We start from the raw sequence: 15,022 nt of genomic DNA, 5'->3' as shown, positions 1-15,022 counted from the left end.
GGTAGTTGCTCCTCGTTCTGGCCGCTCAGGCCTGGATGGTGGGGGTAAAGCCGTAGGCATTGCCGTCCTTGACGAAGGTGCCGGAGCCGGGGAACGGGAAATGCGAGCCGCAGATCCTGATCTTGTCGGCAATGACGCGATCGATCAGCCTGCGGCGGGTGGTGACGGCCATCGGTCCATCCTGGTCGTAAGCACCTTCCCATTCCGGATGGGGGGCGAGCAATGCCGGCACATACATGATGTCGGCCGAGACCATTAGCTGCTCCGCGCCGCCGTCGATGAGGAAGACCGAATGGCCGGGCGTATGGCCGTATGCGGCCAGCATGTGCACGCCGGGCGCGACTTCCGCATTATCGTCGACCAGCTTCCAGTTCTTCCATGTCGGGAAAACGGAGGCGATACGCCGGCCGGCTTCCTTGCGGCCCTCCGCCAGCTTGTCGACACGGCCGGGATCGGTCCACCATTTATATTCTGCCGCATTGACGATCAGCTCGGCATTCGGGAAGACGGCGGCATTGGTTCCCTTTTCCATCAGGCCCCAGACATGGTCTGGATGGAAATGCGAGATCATGATCGTATCGATCTTCTTGTAGTCGATGCCGGCGGCAGCCATGTTGGCCGGCAGATGCGTGGCGTTGGTCTGCCACTGCCCGACGCCGGAGCCCGCATCCATCATGATCTTGCGACCGCCGATATCGAGAACGACGACGGTCAACGGGATGGGCATGAAGTCAGTCGTCAGCCCGGCCTTGGAAAGTGCGTCCTTGGTATCGTCGACGGACGCATTCTTGATGAAGGCCGGATCGTGCGGCTTACGCCAGATGCCGTCATAGATGGCCGTCACCTCGATCGAGCCAACCTTGTATTTGTAAAAGCCGACCGTCGGCTCCAGCGGGGTCGCCGCAAAGGCTTGCGGGATGAATTCGAGCTTCGACGACAGCCCGAAGGCTGCCGCGGCAGCGGCCGTGCCAAGCACGGCGCGGCGGGTCATATCAAACATCGCACTATCTCCTCAGGGTTATGACTTTGGGGTCAGGCGGAGGTCGCAACAGACGGCAGCCGTCCACTGAGGAAGAAGATCGGCGACGGAAGGCGCTTATTCCTCACAGCGCCGAAAATTCTATCAAAGCATTGATATATATGGAGTTATTTTGCAAAGACCGATTGGAGCGGTAGGACGGCGGGCATCCATATTCGACGTCTGCGATTTTCTGTATCCGATCGGGAATAAAACCCACGCGAGCGCGATCTAGCATCTCAGGCAACATTGCAAGCGCCATATCCGCGGCTTACACTCGGCATCGGCGTTTTGCGGGGATCATGATGACAGACGCCCGAATTATGAGTTCGATGACACTCAGCCACCCACTCCACACATGGATATGGCGCTGGCCGCAAAACGCCGCGATAGGCAGGTTGGCTCACCTGCGGGCCGTCGTCGCGGTGTCCAAAACGATCAAACATGCCGTTCTCATGGCGGTGGCGGAACCGACAGCGAATGCCGCACCATTGCAGGGTGCGCTATCCTCACCCGACGAGACTATGCGCCGCTTCCAGCGGACCATCATGCCCCATCTGGACGCCGCCTATAATTTCGCGCGCTTCCTGAGCAGAGACGCCGATGCTGCGCAGGATATCGTGCAGGACGCATATCTTCGCGCCTATCGTGGTTTTGGCGGCTTTCGCGACGGCGATGCCCGGGCCTGGACCTTCACCATTGTCCGCAATTGCTACCATGCCTGGCTGCAGCAGGACCGGCGCAAGACCCGTTACGAACAGCCGATGGCCGACGAAAGGGATCGGAACGAGGGCTCCCTCTCCCCCGATCCCGCATCCGAAGAGGACACGCCGGAAGCAGCCTTGATCCGCAAGTCGGAAACGCAGCGGGTGCGCGAGGTCATCAACAGGTTGCCCGACGCAATGCGCGAAGTTCTGGTCCTGCGCGAATTGGAGGATCTTTCCTATAAGGAAATCGCCGAGATCATCGATGCGCCGATTGGCACGGTCATGTCACGCCTCGCCCGCGCCCGCCGCGATTTCGGCGAGGTCTGGCGCGGCCTTGACGAGAAAGGCGCAGTACGATGAGCGGCGTGGAACGCAATGATCACGGCGAATGGAACAACCTGCTGCACGGCTTCATCGATGGCGAGCTGGACGCAGCCAATGCCGCCCGTTTCGAGGCGCATCTGACGACTTGCCGGGAGTGCGCCGACGAGATGGAGAATGCCCTGATGGTTAAGCGCCTATCCGCACGCGAAGGGGTGAAATGGCAAGCGCCGGAGGCTGTCCATGCCCGCGTTCAGGCGGCACTTTCGCTGGAGCAGGCCATAATGACACGCACCATGACGGCCACGCACCCGACTGAAAGTTCATGGCAGCGCCTTTGGCAGTTCGTTCGCAAGTGGAGCTTCGCGCCGTCCCTTGCCGTCCTTACCGCCAGCCTCATGCTGGTGCTGAATGTGTCGCCGCAGAGCCAGACCATCGAGGAGCAGCTTCTTGCCAGCCACGTCCGTTCGATGCTCGCCGATCATCTGACCGATGTGTTGACCTCCGACCAGCACACCGTCAAACCGTGGTTCAACGGCAAGATTGATTTTTCGCCGCCCGTGGTCGATATGGCGGCTCAGGGCTTCCCCCTCGTCGGCGGCAGGGTGGATTATCTCGACGGCCGGGTGGTAGCGGCACTGATCTATCGCCGGCACGGCCATGTCATCAATCTCTTCATCTGGCCGGGGGCGCCGGGCGCCCATGGCAGCGCCGAGAAGGATGGCTATAATCTCGTTGAATGGCACGCGGACGGGCTGGTTTTCTGGGCAATCTCAGATGTCATAGCATCGGATCTCTCCGCCTTCCGCGACGACTTCATTCGCGCGACGGCACCATGACACAAAAAGCCGGCCGCATTGCTGCAACCGGCTTTCTTCAAACGGTGATGCGGCTCAAGCCGAAAGCTTGGCCAGCACTTCTTCGGAAACTTCGAAGTTCGAATAGACGTTCTGCACGTCGTCGTCATCTTCCAGGCTGTCGATGAGCTTGATCAGCGACTGCGCCCGTTCCTCGTCGACCGGCACGTTGTTCTGTGCGCGCCAGATCGCCTTGACGGTCTCGGCCTCGCCGAGGGATGCTTCCAGCGCCTTGGCGACTTCGCTCATGGCTTCGAAGCCACAGATGATGGTGTGGCCTTCTTCGTCGCTCTCGACGTCATCGGCGCCGGCTTCGATCGCCGCTTCCATCACCTTGTCGGCGTCGCCGACCGTGGACTTGTAAGTGATCTCGCCGACATGATCGAAGGAGAAGGAAACCGAGCCGGTTTCGCCGAGCGCGCCGCCGGCCTTGGTGAAGATCGAACGGACGTTGGAGGCCGTGCGATTGCGGTTGTCGGTCAGCGCCTCGACGATGATCGCCGTGCCGCCCGGGCCGTAGCCCTCATAGCGGACCGCATCGTAGTTTTCGCCGTCATTGCCGGACGCCTTCTTGATGGCGCGGTCGATATTGTCCTTCGGCATCGACTGTGCCTTGGCATTCTGGATCGCCAGGCGCAGGCTGGCGTTCATGGTCGGGTCAGGCAGGCCCGACTTGGCGGCGACGGTGATTTCACGCGCCAGCTTGGAGAACATTTTCGACCGCACGGCATCCTGACGGCCCTTGCGATGCATGATGTTTTTAAACTGTGAATGGCCAGCCATGGCACCCCTGTTCACGTCTTTTGTTGGGAATGGGCCGCCTTATAAGAGCGAAGCGGCCTTCATTCAAGTAAAAAGCCGATCATGCCGATCCCCGCCATGCCTGCAACCGCGCTCGGAAACCATTGGCTGGAAGGCAAAACCCTGCCAGCGATCATCCTGCCTGGCTCAAAGCCCCTTCAGCACATAGATCAGCGGTTTGCGCGGCAGCGTCTTTAGCGACACCGTGGTCGTTGCGTCCGGCGCATAGGCGATGTCGAACTCCGGGCCGAACATGGCCAGGAACTGCTGGACCGGCGGTCCCCAGCGATGCATCGGCAGGATGAGCGAAGACCGCAGCCGTTTGACTACCCGGCTCATGCTGTCGGCACCCATGGTCAGGCCGCCGTCGACCGGCACCATCACCACATCGAGCCGGCCGATGTCGGCATATTGCTTGTCGTTGAGCTCGAAATGCAGGTGACCCAGATGGCCGATGCAGAGGCCCGCCACCTCGAAGATGAAGATGGAATTGCCGTTGGGCTCGATGCCGCCCGACCAGGAGCGGATATCGGTCACGACATTGCGGATCAGCGTGTCACCGACGGCCAGATGGACCTTCGCCGGCTCATCAGGCGTATCGCTCCAGCCATGCAGCACATATCGGATCGCCGGGTCCGGCGTCAGCGTGTAATGCGTCGGATGCGCCTTGTTCATGGTGACCACGGTCGGCGTGTACGGCGGCGAATAGGTGCCGCTGAAATCGGTAGCGATCGATGTGCCGCCGGGCGTTTCGATGAAGAAGGTGGCGTGGCCGAGGAAGGTGATCTTCACCTCGCCACTGGCCGTATCCCTGGCAAGCGTCGGGCCTGGAGGCGAGAAGCTCGCGAATGTCGCCTTCGGCAGCGATTGCGCAATGGCCTGACATTGGCTTGGCTGCGGGCGAGACGGCCGCTCCTGGGCGTCGGCGCTGCGCCAACCCGCCAGGACGAGCAGGAAGAACAGGGCACAGACAGGAAATCGCAACATCATGCCACCCCTTCAAGCCTCGCGGAGGACGGGAGGATGCGGCATGCGACAGGCCGGGTCCAGCGGCAATGCGAGCAGCTTTGCTCACAATCGCGTCATTGCCGGACGATGCTGAATGCTTGGGCAGACCCTATCGCCAGAAATCGGGAATGGTTTCCGAAAGGCGCGGACCGAGCCGCAGCGGCGCGATCTTCTCGGCAAGCCCGGTTGCATCCGAAATCTCGACGCCGACGCCGCAGAGGGTGGCAGGGCCGGAGGCCGCCTCGAAGCGTCCCTTCGGCATTTTCGAGATGAAGCGGTTCAGCGGCTCCTCCTTCTCCATGCCGAGCGAGGAATCGTAGTCTCCGCACATGCCGGCATCCGACATATAGGCGGTGCCACCATTCAGGATCTGCGCATCGGCGGTCGGCACATGCGTGTGCGTGCCGACGACGAAGCTGGCGCGGCCGTCGACGAAATGGCCGAAGCACTGCTTCTCGCTGGTCGCCTCGGCATGGAAATCGAAAACGATCGCATCCGCCTGCTCCTTCAGCGGGCAGGCATCGAGGATCGCTTCGGCCGCCTTGAAGGGATCGTCCAACTCGGGATGCATGAAGACGCGGCCCATGATGTTGGCGACCAGCACGCGGGCGCCGTTGCGGGCATAATAAAGGCCGGAGCCACGGCCCGGCGTGCCGGCCGGATAATTGGCCGGGCGCAGGAACTGGTCGTGGCGCTCGCAGAACACTACCGCTTCCTTCTGGTCCCAGACGTGATTGCCCGTCGTCACCACGTCGGCGCCGGCATTGATGGTCTCGAGGAAGATATCCTCGGTAATGCCGAAGCCGCCGGCGGCGTTCTCGCCGTTGACGATGACGAAATCGAGCTTCAGATCGGACACCAGCCCCGGCAGGCGATCCCATACCGCCGTCCGCCCGGTCTTGCCGACCATGTCACCCAGAAAAAGCAGTCGCATTTCCTATCCAATCTCCTCGGAAACGAAATTGAGTCCGCTCTCGGTCAAAATCGCGTCCAGACGGACATCATGCGGCTCAGCCGGTACTGATGGCACTTCCTGGCAGTCGAATGCAATGCCGACAAGCCGCGGATACAACCCTTTTTTGTGCAAACGGTCGATGGCGCGGTCATAGTGGCCGGCACCGTAGCCGATGCGATGGCCGGTGCTGTCGAAGGCAGAGAGCGGCACCAGCATGACCTCGGGGTCCAGAACCGCGGCCTCCGGCCCCGGTCCGGCCGTCCCGAATCCGCTGGGGATCAGAGGTGCTCCCGGCACGAGTTCGCGGAAAACGATGGTCAGCTTGTCGAGAATGACGGGCACGCAGAGCCGCGCGCCGCGCTCGCGCAGCCGCGCCATCAGCGGTCTGATGTCCACCTCCGAGCGGATCGGCAGGAAACCGGACACGATCGTCCCCGGCTCGAACTCGATCGCATCCCCGGCATGCGCGAGCATCGCCAGGCCTTTCTCGATGCGGTCATCGGCGGGGATCGCGTCGCGCGCCGCCAGGCGCTCGTTGCGATATCGGGCTTTCAGCTCTTTGGAGTTGGAGGTCATCGGGCTTTCGCGGATATTGACAGTATTACGAAAGCATAATGGGCCGGCAGCCTATTGCAATGCATGAATGCGACATGGCGGACCGCGCAACGGCGGCGGCCCCGGTCAGCCAATGCTGCGCACCACCGAAAGATGCCCGTGGCCGTCGACATGCGCCTGGACACGCTCGTAGTTCGGCAGCGTCGAGTGACCGGTTTCGAGCGGATGCGAATGCGTCGCGGTGATCACCATGATATCGGCACCCGCCGCCTCGCCCGCCCTGATGCCGGCCATCACGTCCTCGAAGACCAGGCAATCGGAAGGCCGCAGGCCGAGGCGCTCGGCGCCGAGAATGTAGCATTGCGGATCGGGCTTGCCGATCCTGACGTCTTCCGCCGTCACGATGAAACGCGGCACCGGAATGCCGGCGGCGGCAAGCCGCGCCTGCGCCAGCCGCAGCGGCGAGGAGGTGACGATCGCCCAGCGCTCCGGCGGCAGCGACGCCAGAAACTCGATCGCCCCCGGCAGCGGCACGACGCCCTCCAGATCGGCGATCTCCGCCTCCATGATCCATGCCGCTTCCGCCACCGGATCGACGCCGGGCAGGTTGAGGTTGCGGATCGTGTCGATGCCGCGCGCGCCATGCATGGTCGGCATAAATTTTTCGACGTCGAGCCCCTTGCCGCGCGCCCAGTCGCCCCAGACGCGTTCGGCGGCGGCGATCGAATTGATGATCGTGCCGTCCATGTCGAACAGGAAGCCGGAATAGTTCTTGTTGAAGGCGGAAGACGATGCGGCGGACAAGTTGCAGTCCCTTTCGGTTTGGCGGGATCGGTCGAGCGGGCCAGGATCGGCTCGCGATGTCTTCACTCCGACTATCGATTAGCGGCGCCAAGAAGCAAATGAATGCTGAAGACGGCAGGGATGCCGCGTTCCACATGGGCTGGATGGTCGGATGGGAGGCGCGGCGGGAAGAAAGCCGCCGCGCACAGCTATTATTCGCCGAGCCTGCTCTTCAGGCCGTTGATGATGTGATTGGCGAGCGCCTGGTAATCATCGTCGAAATGATGGCCGCCATCCATGGCGATGACCTCGGCACCCGAGCCGTTCAGCACCGGGCAGGCCACATCCTCGTCGTCGTCCTTGCCGTAGATGCATTGCACCATCTTCGGATTGATCGACTTCAGGTCGTTGGTGGGATCGCCGCCCTTGCCGGCACTCGTCGCGCCGAGCCAGCCCATGACCGAAATCACGTAATCGACCTTGCGCGACAGCGACAGCAGCGAGAGCTGCACGATCTTGTCCTTGTCGGCCTGCTTCAGGCGATTGTAGCTCGCCGGCAGCACATCGGCGCCGAAGGAATAGCCGATCAGCACCACATGCTTCACCTTGAAGCGCTTGGTGTAATATTCGATCATCCGGCCGAGATCGTCGGCCGTCTGCTGCGGATCGCGCTCGGACCAGAAATAATGCAGCGAATCGACGCCGACGACCGGAATCCCCTGATCCTGCAGATAGCTGCCGACTTCCTTGTCGATATCGCGCCAGCCGCCGTCGCCGGAATAGACGATCGCCAGCGTGTCCTCGGTCGGCTTCGTGTTCATGACATCGACCGGCAGGCCGAGCGGCGACTTCTCCGCGTCGATCGCCTTCATCAGGTCCGTGAGGCCGGTGCTGAGCGCGGCATAGGCGTCGTCTTCCTCGGCGTCCGTGACCTGAACGTCGGGATGATCCTTCTGGATCTCCTCGACATGGTCGCGGCCGTCCTTGGGGGCATTCGCGGTAAAGGTCGCGACGATCGGGTTCGGCAAGGCGCCTTCCTGCAGGCCGAAGGAGACCATGTCGCCATCGGTCTTCTTTTCGGCCGGCGTGCAGAGCTCCTGCTTCAGGGCGATGCCGGCGGACGGATCGACGGCCAGCGTGCCGGCGACCGTTGCGTCCGGGGTCTGCGCGGCGATCGTCAGCGCCATGGCGCCACCGGCACCGACGCCGGCGATGATCGGCAGCTGATAGCTGCTGTCGGCAAAGGAGCGCTGCACCTGCTGGCTCAGCGATTCCAGGTCCGAGACCATATAGATGCAGCCGTCGTTCTGGCTGACGTCATACTTGTTGAGCGAAGCCAGGAAGGACGGATAATCGATGCCGATGACCAGGCTACCATCGGCGACGAGCTTCTCGGCGACGCCCTTTTCCTTGTCACCCCAGCCGCTCGCATCGGAAATCAGCACGACCTCGCTCGTCACCTTGCCTTGCGGACGCAGGATATGCGGCGGCGAAATCATGCCGAGATCGTATTTGGTGTCGTCCTCTTCCGCCCTTGCCGCACCCGAGACCAAAAGGCCCGTGGTCAGCATGCATGCGAAAGCCAACGACGTTGCGTATTTCAAGATCATTTCCTCACGACCCCCTTAAGTCCGCCTCCGATGAGGAATGTGGCATCCATCAACGCGATCATTGGACTGACACCTCCCGAAACCGCCAGATAGCGTGGCTGCCATTCGGGATGGAACTTGGATTTGAAGGCACGAAGCCCTTTGAAATTATAGAAGCGCTCGCCATGTTCGAAGACGGTCCCCCCGACCCGGTCCCACACCGGAGCCGATTCCCGCCTCGACATGCCCGACAGAGGCGCCATGCCGAGATTGAAGCGCTGGAAACCCTCTTCCTTCAGATATTCGAGGATCTTCACAAACAGAAAATCCATCGACCCCTTCGGAGCCTCGGGCGAAAAACGCATCAGGTCGACGGAGCCCTCCTCCCTGGTCTCCGTCATCAGGATATTAGCGAAAGCGACGATCTTACCATCCTTTTTCAGCACGCCAACCGGTTGCGACGCAACATAGTCCGGATCGAAAGCCCCCAGCGAGAAGCCCTTTTCCTTGGCGTTGTGATCAGCCAGCCAGGATTCGGAAACCTCCGCAAGCTGATCCATGATTTCGGCCACATCTTGTGGCTCGATAACGGCAAATTCTAGTCCGTCGCGCACCGCGCGGCTTGCCGTCTGGCGAAGATTGGCCCATTTGCCGCCCTTCAGCTCGAAATTGGCGAGGTTGACCACCGCCAGCTCACCGAGCTTGAAGGCGCGCAAGCCGGCATCGGCGCAATAGGACAGCAGCGCCGGCGATATCTGATAGAAGACCGAACGGCAGCCCGCCGCGCGCGCCGTCTCGACGAAGCGCCAGACAAGATCGGGCAGCGCATGCCTGGGACCGATCGGATCGAACAACGCGATCCAGGAACGGCCCTGCTTGCTGTACATGATGAAGGCATCGCCCTTCTCGGAGAACATGACGCTCTTGTCGCCCATGCGCACCAGATTGGCGTCGGCGACGCCCTGGTTGCGGACGATCTCGACGGCACGCTCGACGGCGTCGTCGGACACCGGCTCCAGCCGCGGCGTCGCCGGCCGCAGCAGGCTGAAGATCGCGATCGCCGACGAGACGATGGATATGCCGAGCACGGCGCGAAGCCCGCGCGGCGCCTCGCCGGTGAATTCGAACTCCCACCAGAGCTGGTTGCTGTATTCGACGTCGCGATAGACGAAGAACAGAATGACGACGGCACCGATGCAGATGACCGCGATTGCCGTCAGCCAGCCTCCCGTCAGGGCCTGGTTGAGCAGCGATGCCGGACGCGTGAACAGCCGGCGGCTGACGACGAGACCGAAGACGAGGAAGGCGAGCAGCGACGCCTCGACAAGGGCGATGGCCTTCAGCAGCGAGAAGAGCAGCGCAAGAGCGGCGGAGACGACCGATACCCACCAGGCGCCGTCGAGACGCTGGCCGAGGCCGCGGGCGGCGACGATCATCGCAAGGCCGAGCAGGCTGGAGAGGAAATGCGCGCCTTCGACGATCGGCAATGCCAGATAGTCACGCAGAAATTCGAGATTCTGATCCGGCGTCGGTGTCACGCTCGAAAACACCAGCATCATGCCGAGCAGCAGCGCGAAGGTCGACAGCAATTGCGGCATCAGCCGGCCGCCGATGCGCCGCATGCTCGAGGCGGCGGGATGATCGACGAAGCGGCGCAGTTCCGCCACGGAGATGGCCAGGATCGCGATCGCCAGCGGAATGACGTTATAGATGACGCGATAGAGAACCAGCGAACCGAGGACGGCATCGGCATTCACCGAACTGCCGAGCCAGGCGATGATGATCGTCTCGAACACGCCGAAGCCGGCCGGAACATGGCTGAGTACGCCAAGGCCGACGGCGATGGCGTAGATGGCGAAGAAGCCCGGCCAGCCGATGGCCGTGTCCGGCAGCAGGACGTAGAGCACCGAGGCGGACGCGGCGATATCGACCGCCGTCACCAGGAACTGCCGCGACCATGTGCGCGAATCCGGCAGGCGGACGGCGATCGGGCCGATGCGCACCTCGCGGCCATTGCGCCCGACGATGATCACGAAGGCGAGCGCCGCGAGGATCGCGCCGGCGATCAGCCGCAGCCAGAGGCCGTCGACATTGATCAGCGGGCCGATCTCGTCGGCGATGACGAGCAGCGCGAGAGCGCCGACGGCGGCGAGGCCGAGACCGAAGGCCAGCGTCACGAAGGCGATGACACGGGTGATATCATCAGGCGACAATCCGAGCCTGGTATAGGCGCGATAGCGGATCGCGCCAGCGCTGAGCGCGCCGAAACCGGCGGTGTTGCCGACCGCATAGGCGCTGAAGGAGGTCAGCGCCACATGCGGAAACGGCAGCCGCTTGCCGATATAATCGAGTGCGTTCTGGTCGTAGAAGACCAGCGAAAGAAAGCTCAGCCCGGTGAAGAACAGGGCAAGCAGGATGGAAGAAAGCTTCGTCGCCGCCAGCGCATGCACGACATCGTCATAACGGACCTCGTTCGTCAGATCGAAGATTGCATAGGCGGCGATGCCGAAGACGGCAACGGTGAGGACGGCGACGATCAGCGTGCGATTGCGGTTCAGGAATCCGCTGATGCCGCCACGCTCCTGCAGTTCCTCATCGGCTTTTTCCAGATCGATTGGGGTCGACATGCTCTACCTGTTTGAATTGGCTTTCGCCGGTCCCGTTTGCTCATATATGCAATAACACTAATCTTACATTCTGTGTTACTGCCTGCTCTTCTTCCGACGGGCTCTTTTCCGGAGCGCTCCCATGTTGCTCAATTTAGGCAATTTTGGCGCAGGGCTCGTTCGGATAGCAATGAATCGGTTTATTATTAAAGGGAATTCGTCATTCGCCCGGAATTTCGGCTTATCCACACAGAAAAGTGAAGAGGCAAGAGGCCATGACGCAAATAAGAACGGACCCGGCGCCGTCTTCCGGCGCCGGGTCCGTTTGATGGTTCCGATCCGTCGGGCGCGGCCGGCTGCCTCAGCGATCGGGCGCCTCCGCCGGAACACCCCGCATCTCGCTCAGGAAGAAGCCGTCCCGCAGATTGATGCCATATTCGACGAAGGCCTTCATGCAGCACAACATCTGCGTCCAGCCCTCGCAATTGAGGTAGGTGCCGTGGCGGCCCGCCTCATCCTCGCGCCAGCCCCTTTCCGCGATCATCACCAGGGTACCGCCGTCGTCGAGCGCCTCGAAGGTCATCTCCACCTCGGTCCTGTAGCGGCTGCCGTCCTCGCCGGTGCCGCCATCCCAGTGAAACAGGATGCGGCGATTGGGATCGACCGCCTTGACCTCCACCGGCGCCTTCTCCCACCAGATGACGGTGGTGCCAGCCACCAGCGGCGCACTGGCGCCGCCGACCGTCGTGAAATAGCTCGAAAGCTTCTGCGGATTGACCACCGCGTCGAAGACTTCCTCCACCTTGCGGCCGATCCGGCCCGAAATACGGATGCTCAATGTCATGATTTCTCCTCCGCTTTCCGAATGTGGCTTTCTCATTATTGAGATCGGTCCGATTATGTTATAAAAATATAACATGTCAAGCGAATCGGACAGCGACCTGATTTTCAAGGCCCTGGCGCATCGGCGCCGGCGTGAAATCCTCGACCTCCTCAAGGAGGCGCCGAGAACCACCGGCATGCTCTGTGAAACCTTTGCCGATATGGACCGCTGCACGGTGATGCAGCATCTAAAAGTGCTGGAAGACGCCAGGCTGGTGATCGCCCGCAAGGACGGCCGCGAACGCTGGAACCATCTGAACAGCCTGCCGATCAAACAGATCCACGACCGCTGGATCAGCGCCTATGCCGGCCATGCCTTGTCGATCCTCGATAGGCTGCGGAGCGATCTGGAGGATTGAGGATCAGAAGATGATAGCGAGCCTTTTTGCTGGATTGGAAATCATCCGCCGGTTCGGCGCAGCAAGTCCCTGAGCTTCTCGCTCGTTCCATCCTCGTCCAGCGGCGTATACACCACCAGCTTCATGTCCGGCCGGTCAATCACGGCAAGCGCGGTATATTCGAAGGTCATCAGCCCGCCCTCGGGATGGCGCAGGCGCTTGTAGCCGGTAAGCGGCCGTAGCACCTCCTGCCTCGGCCACCAGGCGCGAAATTCCGGGCTTGCCTGCGTCAGGATGGCGATCAGCCGTTCGAAATCCGGATCGCCGGCATAGCGTGCGCTGTCGGCGCGGAACATGGCAAGTGAATTCGCCGCCACGATCTCCCAGTCGACCAGCAACTGGCGGTGCGCGGCATCGGCGAAGACCCGGTGGATGCTATTGCGTGCATCGCCCTGCAGCAGGCTGTAATCGCCGAAAAGCGCCACGGCGGCCGCATTCCAGGCCAGCACGTCCCAGCGCCGGCCGAGAATATAGGCCGGCTGGCCGCTAAGGCTCGCAAGCATGCGCCGCAGCGCATCCGGCACATCCTCAGGCCCCCGCGAGGAGGGTTCGGCGGCCGGCCGGTCGCTGAGGGTGAAAAGATGCCTTCGTTCGGCCGGATCGAGGCGAAGCGCCTCGGCAAGCGCCGTCAGTACCTCCGCCGAGGCGCGTACGTCCCGCCCCTGCTCCAGCCATGTGTACCAGGTGGTGCCGACGCCGGCGAGAAGCGCCACCTCCTCGCGCCGCAGCCCTGGCGTACGCCGCCGGAACCCATCGGGAAGCCCGACGGCTGCCGGCGTCAGCTTTTCCCGGCGCGAGCGCAGGAAGGCGCCGAATTCGCGGCGTCTGGCTTCGAGGATGGTCTGTTTCTGATTGATGGTCATTCCTCTATCATAGCAGGATCAATACTAGGATAAAGCCGGAACTGTTTGCCGCCTCCGCAAGCTGCCAGATTGCATAACCGAGACGGCATGGAGGCAATGATGATGGAGATGAGCGGCAAGAAGGTCCTGATCACAGGCTCGACCGACGGTGTCGGACGCCGGGTGGCAGAAAGGCTCGCGGCGCGGGGCGCCACGGTGCTGGTCCACGGACGCAACACGACGCGCGCCGAAGAATTGCTCGCCGGCATTCGCGGCGCGGGCGGAAAAGCCACCTTCTATCCCGCCGATCTGTCCGTGCTCGACGAGGTCCGTGCCCTCGCCGACGCCATCGAACACGACCATGAACGCCTCGATATCCTGATCAACAATGCCGGTATCGGCACCAGCGGCGGCGGTGCCGGACGCCAGGTCAGCCGCGACGGGCACGAGCTGCGCTTTGCGGTCAACTATCTCGCCGGCTTTCTGCTCACCCGCCGCCTGCTGCCGCTGCTGAGGGCGAGCGGTCCCGCCCGCATCGTCAATGTGTCCTCGGCCGGCCAGCAGCCCATCGATTTCTCCGATGTCATGCTGACGCGCGGCTATAGCGGCGTGCGCGCCTATTGCCAGAGCAAGCTGGCGCAGATCATGTTCACCTTCGATCTCGCCGAGGAGCTCGCCGGCAGCGGCATCACCGCCAATTGTCTGCACCCGGCGACCTACATGGACACGACCATGGTTCGTCAGGCGGGCGTGGCGCCACTGAACACCGTCGACCAGGGTTCCGACGCCATTCTCAACCTCGTCACAAGCACCGCCCTCGAAGGGCGAACCGGTCTTTACTACGACGGGCAGCGCCCGTCCCGCGCCAATGCCCAGGCCTATGACGCCACCGCGCGCGAGCGCCTGCGCATCCTCAGCCTCACCCTTACGGGCCTCGCCTGAGGCCTGCCCCCTCACCTCGAAAAGGAGACACACCATGTCGTCCCAGCACGTCGCCATCATCGGCGGCTCCTCCGGCATCGGCCTTGCGACCGCTGCCCATCTTCTGGAAAAAGGCTATCGGGTCACGATCACCGGCCGCGACGCAACGAAACTGCAAGCGGCGGCGCAAAGCCTCGGCGGCGATATTGCCACCGTCGTCATGGATGCCGCCGAACTCGCCAGCCTCGCCGAAGCCTTCCGGGCCATCGGCCCGCTCGACCATCTCGTCCTGGCGCTCGGCGGCGGCCATGGCGGCGGTCCCTTCGCCACCGTCGACCTTGCCGACCTCAAGAGGGGATTCGAGCAAAAGGCGATAGCACATTTCGCCTGTGCTCAGGCCTGCCTCCCCTATCTTTCCGGACAAGGCAGCGTCACTTTCGTCTCGGCCGTCTCGGCACAGGCAGCCATGCCGGGAACTGCGGGGCTGGGCGCCATCAACGCGGCCATTGCCGCCCTGGTGCCGATCCTTGCGGTCGAACTGAAGCCTATCCGGGTCAATTGCGTTTCCCCCGGCGTCGTCGAAACACCGTGGTGGGATTTCCTCGGCGACGAACAACGCCCGGCGGCGTTCGCCAGCTTCGCAGCCCGCACGCCCGTCAGCCGCATCGGCCGTCCAGAGGAGATCGCGGACGCCATCGCCTTCCTCATCGGCAACGGCTTTACCACCGGCCATACGCTGATCTGCGACGGCGGCATCCGTCTTGGCCAGTAACCGCATC

General features: G+C 62.5%; 15 protein-coding genes. 5 read left to right on the top strand and 10 right to left on the bottom strand.

What is annotated here, in order from left to right; all coding sequences use genetic code 11:
• Positions 1-25: 25 nt before the first annotated feature.
• Positions 26-1,000 (bottom strand): MBL fold metallo-hydrolase, encoded by a 975-nt coding sequence (locus FHX11_RS20590; protein ID WP_184360024.1) that lies wholly within the window; start codon positions 998-1,000, stop codon positions 26-28.
• Between the two features lie 341 nt (positions 1,001-1,341).
• Here FHX11_RS20590 and FHX11_RS20585 point away from each other — a divergent pair, with 341 nt between their 5' ends.
• Entirely contained in the window at positions 1,342-2,085 is a 744-nt protein-coding gene (locus tag FHX11_RS20585) for a sigma-70 family RNA polymerase sigma factor (protein WP_184360022.1), read from the top strand.
• Positions 2,082-2,885, top strand: coding sequence for an anti-sigma factor (locus tag FHX11_RS20580; RefSeq protein WP_184360020.1), 804 nt, complete (start codon positions 2,082-2,084; stop codon positions 2,883-2,885). Before FHX11_RS20585 ends, FHX11_RS20580 begins: the two co-directional genes overlap by 4 nt.
• Positions 2,886-2,939: 54 nt before the next feature.
• Here FHX11_RS20580 and FHX11_RS20575 read toward each other — a convergent pair whose 3' ends face one another.
• From FHX11_RS20575 to FHX11_RS20540, 8 genes are all read right to left on the bottom strand, one after another.
• The gene (locus FHX11_RS20575) at positions 2,940-3,686 is read right to left on the bottom strand and encodes a YebC/PmpR family DNA-binding transcriptional regulator (RefSeq protein ID WP_184360018.1); all 747 of its coding nucleotides are present in this window, start codon (positions 3,684-3,686) and stop codon (positions 2,940-2,942) included.
• A 165-nt stretch (positions 3,687-3,851) separates the two neighbouring features.
• The gene (locus FHX11_RS20570) at positions 3,852-4,691 is read right to left on the bottom strand and encodes an MBL fold metallo-hydrolase (RefSeq protein WP_246781104.1); all 840 of its coding nucleotides are present in this window, start codon (positions 4,689-4,691) and stop codon (positions 3,852-3,854) included.
• Between the two features lie 130 nt (positions 4,692-4,821).
• Complete coding sequence (locus FHX11_RS20565) at positions 4,822-5,646, bottom strand: TIGR00282 family metallophosphoesterase (protein WP_184360014.1); 825 nt, start codon at positions 5,644-5,646, stop codon at positions 4,822-4,824.
• 3 nt (positions 5,647-5,649) lie between these two features.
• Positions 5,650-6,243, bottom strand: coding sequence for a 5-formyltetrahydrofolate cyclo-ligase (locus FHX11_RS20560; protein WP_184360012.1), 594 nt, complete (start codon positions 6,241-6,243; stop codon positions 5,650-5,652).
• A gap of 105 nt (positions 6,244-6,348) precedes the next feature.
• Entirely contained in the window at positions 6,349-7,026 is a 678-nt protein-coding gene (locus FHX11_RS20555; protein ID WP_184360010.1) for an HAD-IA family hydrolase, read from the bottom strand.
• Between the two features lie 191 nt (positions 7,027-7,217).
• A complete protein-coding gene (locus tag FHX11_RS20550) occupies positions 7,218-8,576 on the bottom strand; it encodes an AcvB/VirJ family lysyl-phosphatidylglycerol hydrolase (RefSeq protein ID WP_246781103.1) in 1,359 nt (452 codons plus the stop codon).
• A gap of 35 nt (positions 8,577-8,611) precedes the next feature.
• A complete protein-coding gene (gene mprF, locus FHX11_RS20545; RefSeq protein ID WP_184360006.1) occupies positions 8,612-11,221 on the bottom strand; it encodes a bifunctional lysylphosphatidylglycerol flippase/synthetase MprF in 2,610 nt (869 codons plus the stop codon).
• A 340-nt stretch (positions 11,222-11,561) separates the two neighbouring features.
• Entirely contained in the window at positions 11,562-12,044 is a 483-nt protein-coding gene (locus tag FHX11_RS20540; protein ID WP_184360004.1) for an SRPBCC domain-containing protein, read from the bottom strand.
• Positions 12,045-12,117: 73 nt separating this feature from the next.
• On the opposite strand from FHX11_RS20540, the gene FHX11_RS20535 reads away from it, so the two are divergent.
• The gene (locus tag FHX11_RS20535; protein WP_184360002.1) at positions 12,118-12,441 is read left to right on the top strand and encodes a metalloregulator ArsR/SmtB family transcription factor; all 324 of its coding nucleotides are present in this window, start codon (positions 12,118-12,120) and stop codon (positions 12,439-12,441) included.
• Between the two features lie 41 nt (positions 12,442-12,482).
• Here the strand turns inward: FHX11_RS20535 and FHX11_RS20530 are convergent, their stop codons facing one another.
• A complete protein-coding gene (locus FHX11_RS20530; RefSeq protein WP_184360000.1) occupies positions 12,483-13,343 on the bottom strand; it encodes a helix-turn-helix transcriptional regulator in 861 nt (286 codons plus the stop codon).
• A 102-nt stretch (positions 13,344-13,445) separates the two neighbouring features.
• On the opposite strand from FHX11_RS20530, the gene FHX11_RS20525 reads away from it, so the two are divergent.
• On the top strand, positions 13,446-14,264 hold the full coding sequence (locus FHX11_RS20525) for an SDR family NAD(P)-dependent oxidoreductase (RefSeq protein WP_184360671.1): 819 nt from the start codon (positions 13,446-13,448) through the stop codon (positions 14,262-14,264).
• Between the two features lie 34 nt (positions 14,265-14,298).
• A complete protein-coding gene (locus FHX11_RS20520) occupies positions 14,299-15,015 on the top strand; it encodes an SDR family oxidoreductase (RefSeq protein WP_184359998.1) in 717 nt (238 codons plus the stop codon).
• The last annotated feature ends 7 nt before the right edge of the window (positions 15,016-15,022 follow it).

Source organism: Rhizobium sp. BK602, assembly GCF_014195095.1.
Classification (GTDB): domain Bacteria; phylum Pseudomonadota; class Alphaproteobacteria; order Rhizobiales; family Rhizobiaceae; genus Rhizobium.
The sequence above is the reverse complement of the archived record's forward strand: the minus strand, read 5'-3'. Positions and strand labels throughout refer to the sequence as shown.

What these genes read in the sequence shown, in the direction of transcription:
- FHX11_RS20590 (WP_184360024.1), bottom strand. Translation starts at nt 1,000, where the DNA reads ATGTTTGATATGACCCGCCGCGCCGTGCTTGGCACGGCCGCTGCCGCG.
- FHX11_RS20585 (WP_184360022.1), top strand. Translation starts at nt 1,342, where the DNA reads ATGAGTTCGATGACACTCAGCCACCCACTCCACACATGGATATGGCGC.
- FHX11_RS20580 (WP_184360020.1), top strand. Translation starts at nt 2,082, where the DNA reads ATGAGCGGCGTGGAACGCAATGATCACGGCGAATGGAACAACCTGCTG.
- FHX11_RS20575 (WP_184360018.1), bottom strand. Translation starts at nt 3,686, where the DNA reads ATGGCTGGCCATTCACAGTTTAAAAACATCATGCATCGCAAGGGCCGT.
- FHX11_RS20570 (WP_246781104.1), bottom strand. Translation starts at nt 4,691, where the DNA reads ATGTTGCGATTTCCTGTCTGTGCCCTGTTCTTCCTGCTCGTCCTGGCG.
- FHX11_RS20565 (WP_184360014.1), bottom strand. Translation starts at nt 5,646, where the DNA reads ATGCGACTGCTTTTTCTGGGTGACATGGTCGGCAAGACCGGGCGGACG.
- FHX11_RS20560 (WP_184360012.1), bottom strand. Translation starts at nt 6,243, where the DNA reads ATGACCTCCAACTCCAAAGAGCTGAAAGCCCGATATCGCAACGAGCGC.
- FHX11_RS20550 (WP_246781103.1), bottom strand. Translation starts at nt 8,576, where the DNA reads ATGCTGACCACGGGCCTTTTGGTCTCGGGTGCGGCAAGGGCGGAAGAG.
- mprF (WP_184360006.1), bottom strand. Translation starts at nt 11,221, where the DNA reads ATGTCGACCCCAATCGATCTGGAAAAAGCCGATGAGGAACTGCAGGAG.
- FHX11_RS20540 (WP_184360004.1), bottom strand. Translation starts at nt 12,044, where the DNA reads ATGACATTGAGCATCCGTATTTCGGGCCGGATCGGCCGCAAGGTGGAG.
- FHX11_RS20535 (WP_184360002.1), top strand. Translation starts at nt 12,118, where the DNA reads ATGTCAAGCGAATCGGACAGCGACCTGATTTTCAAGGCCCTGGCGCAT.
- FHX11_RS20530 (WP_184360000.1), bottom strand. Translation starts at nt 13,343, where the DNA reads ATGACCATCAATCAGAAACAGACCATCCTCGAAGCCAGACGCCGCGAA.
- FHX11_RS20525 (WP_184360671.1), top strand. Translation starts at nt 13,446, where the DNA reads ATGGAGATGAGCGGCAAGAAGGTCCTGATCACAGGCTCGACCGACGGT.
- FHX11_RS20520 (WP_184359998.1), top strand. Translation starts at nt 14,299, where the DNA reads ATGTCGTCCCAGCACGTCGCCATCATCGGCGGCTCCTCCGGCATCGGC.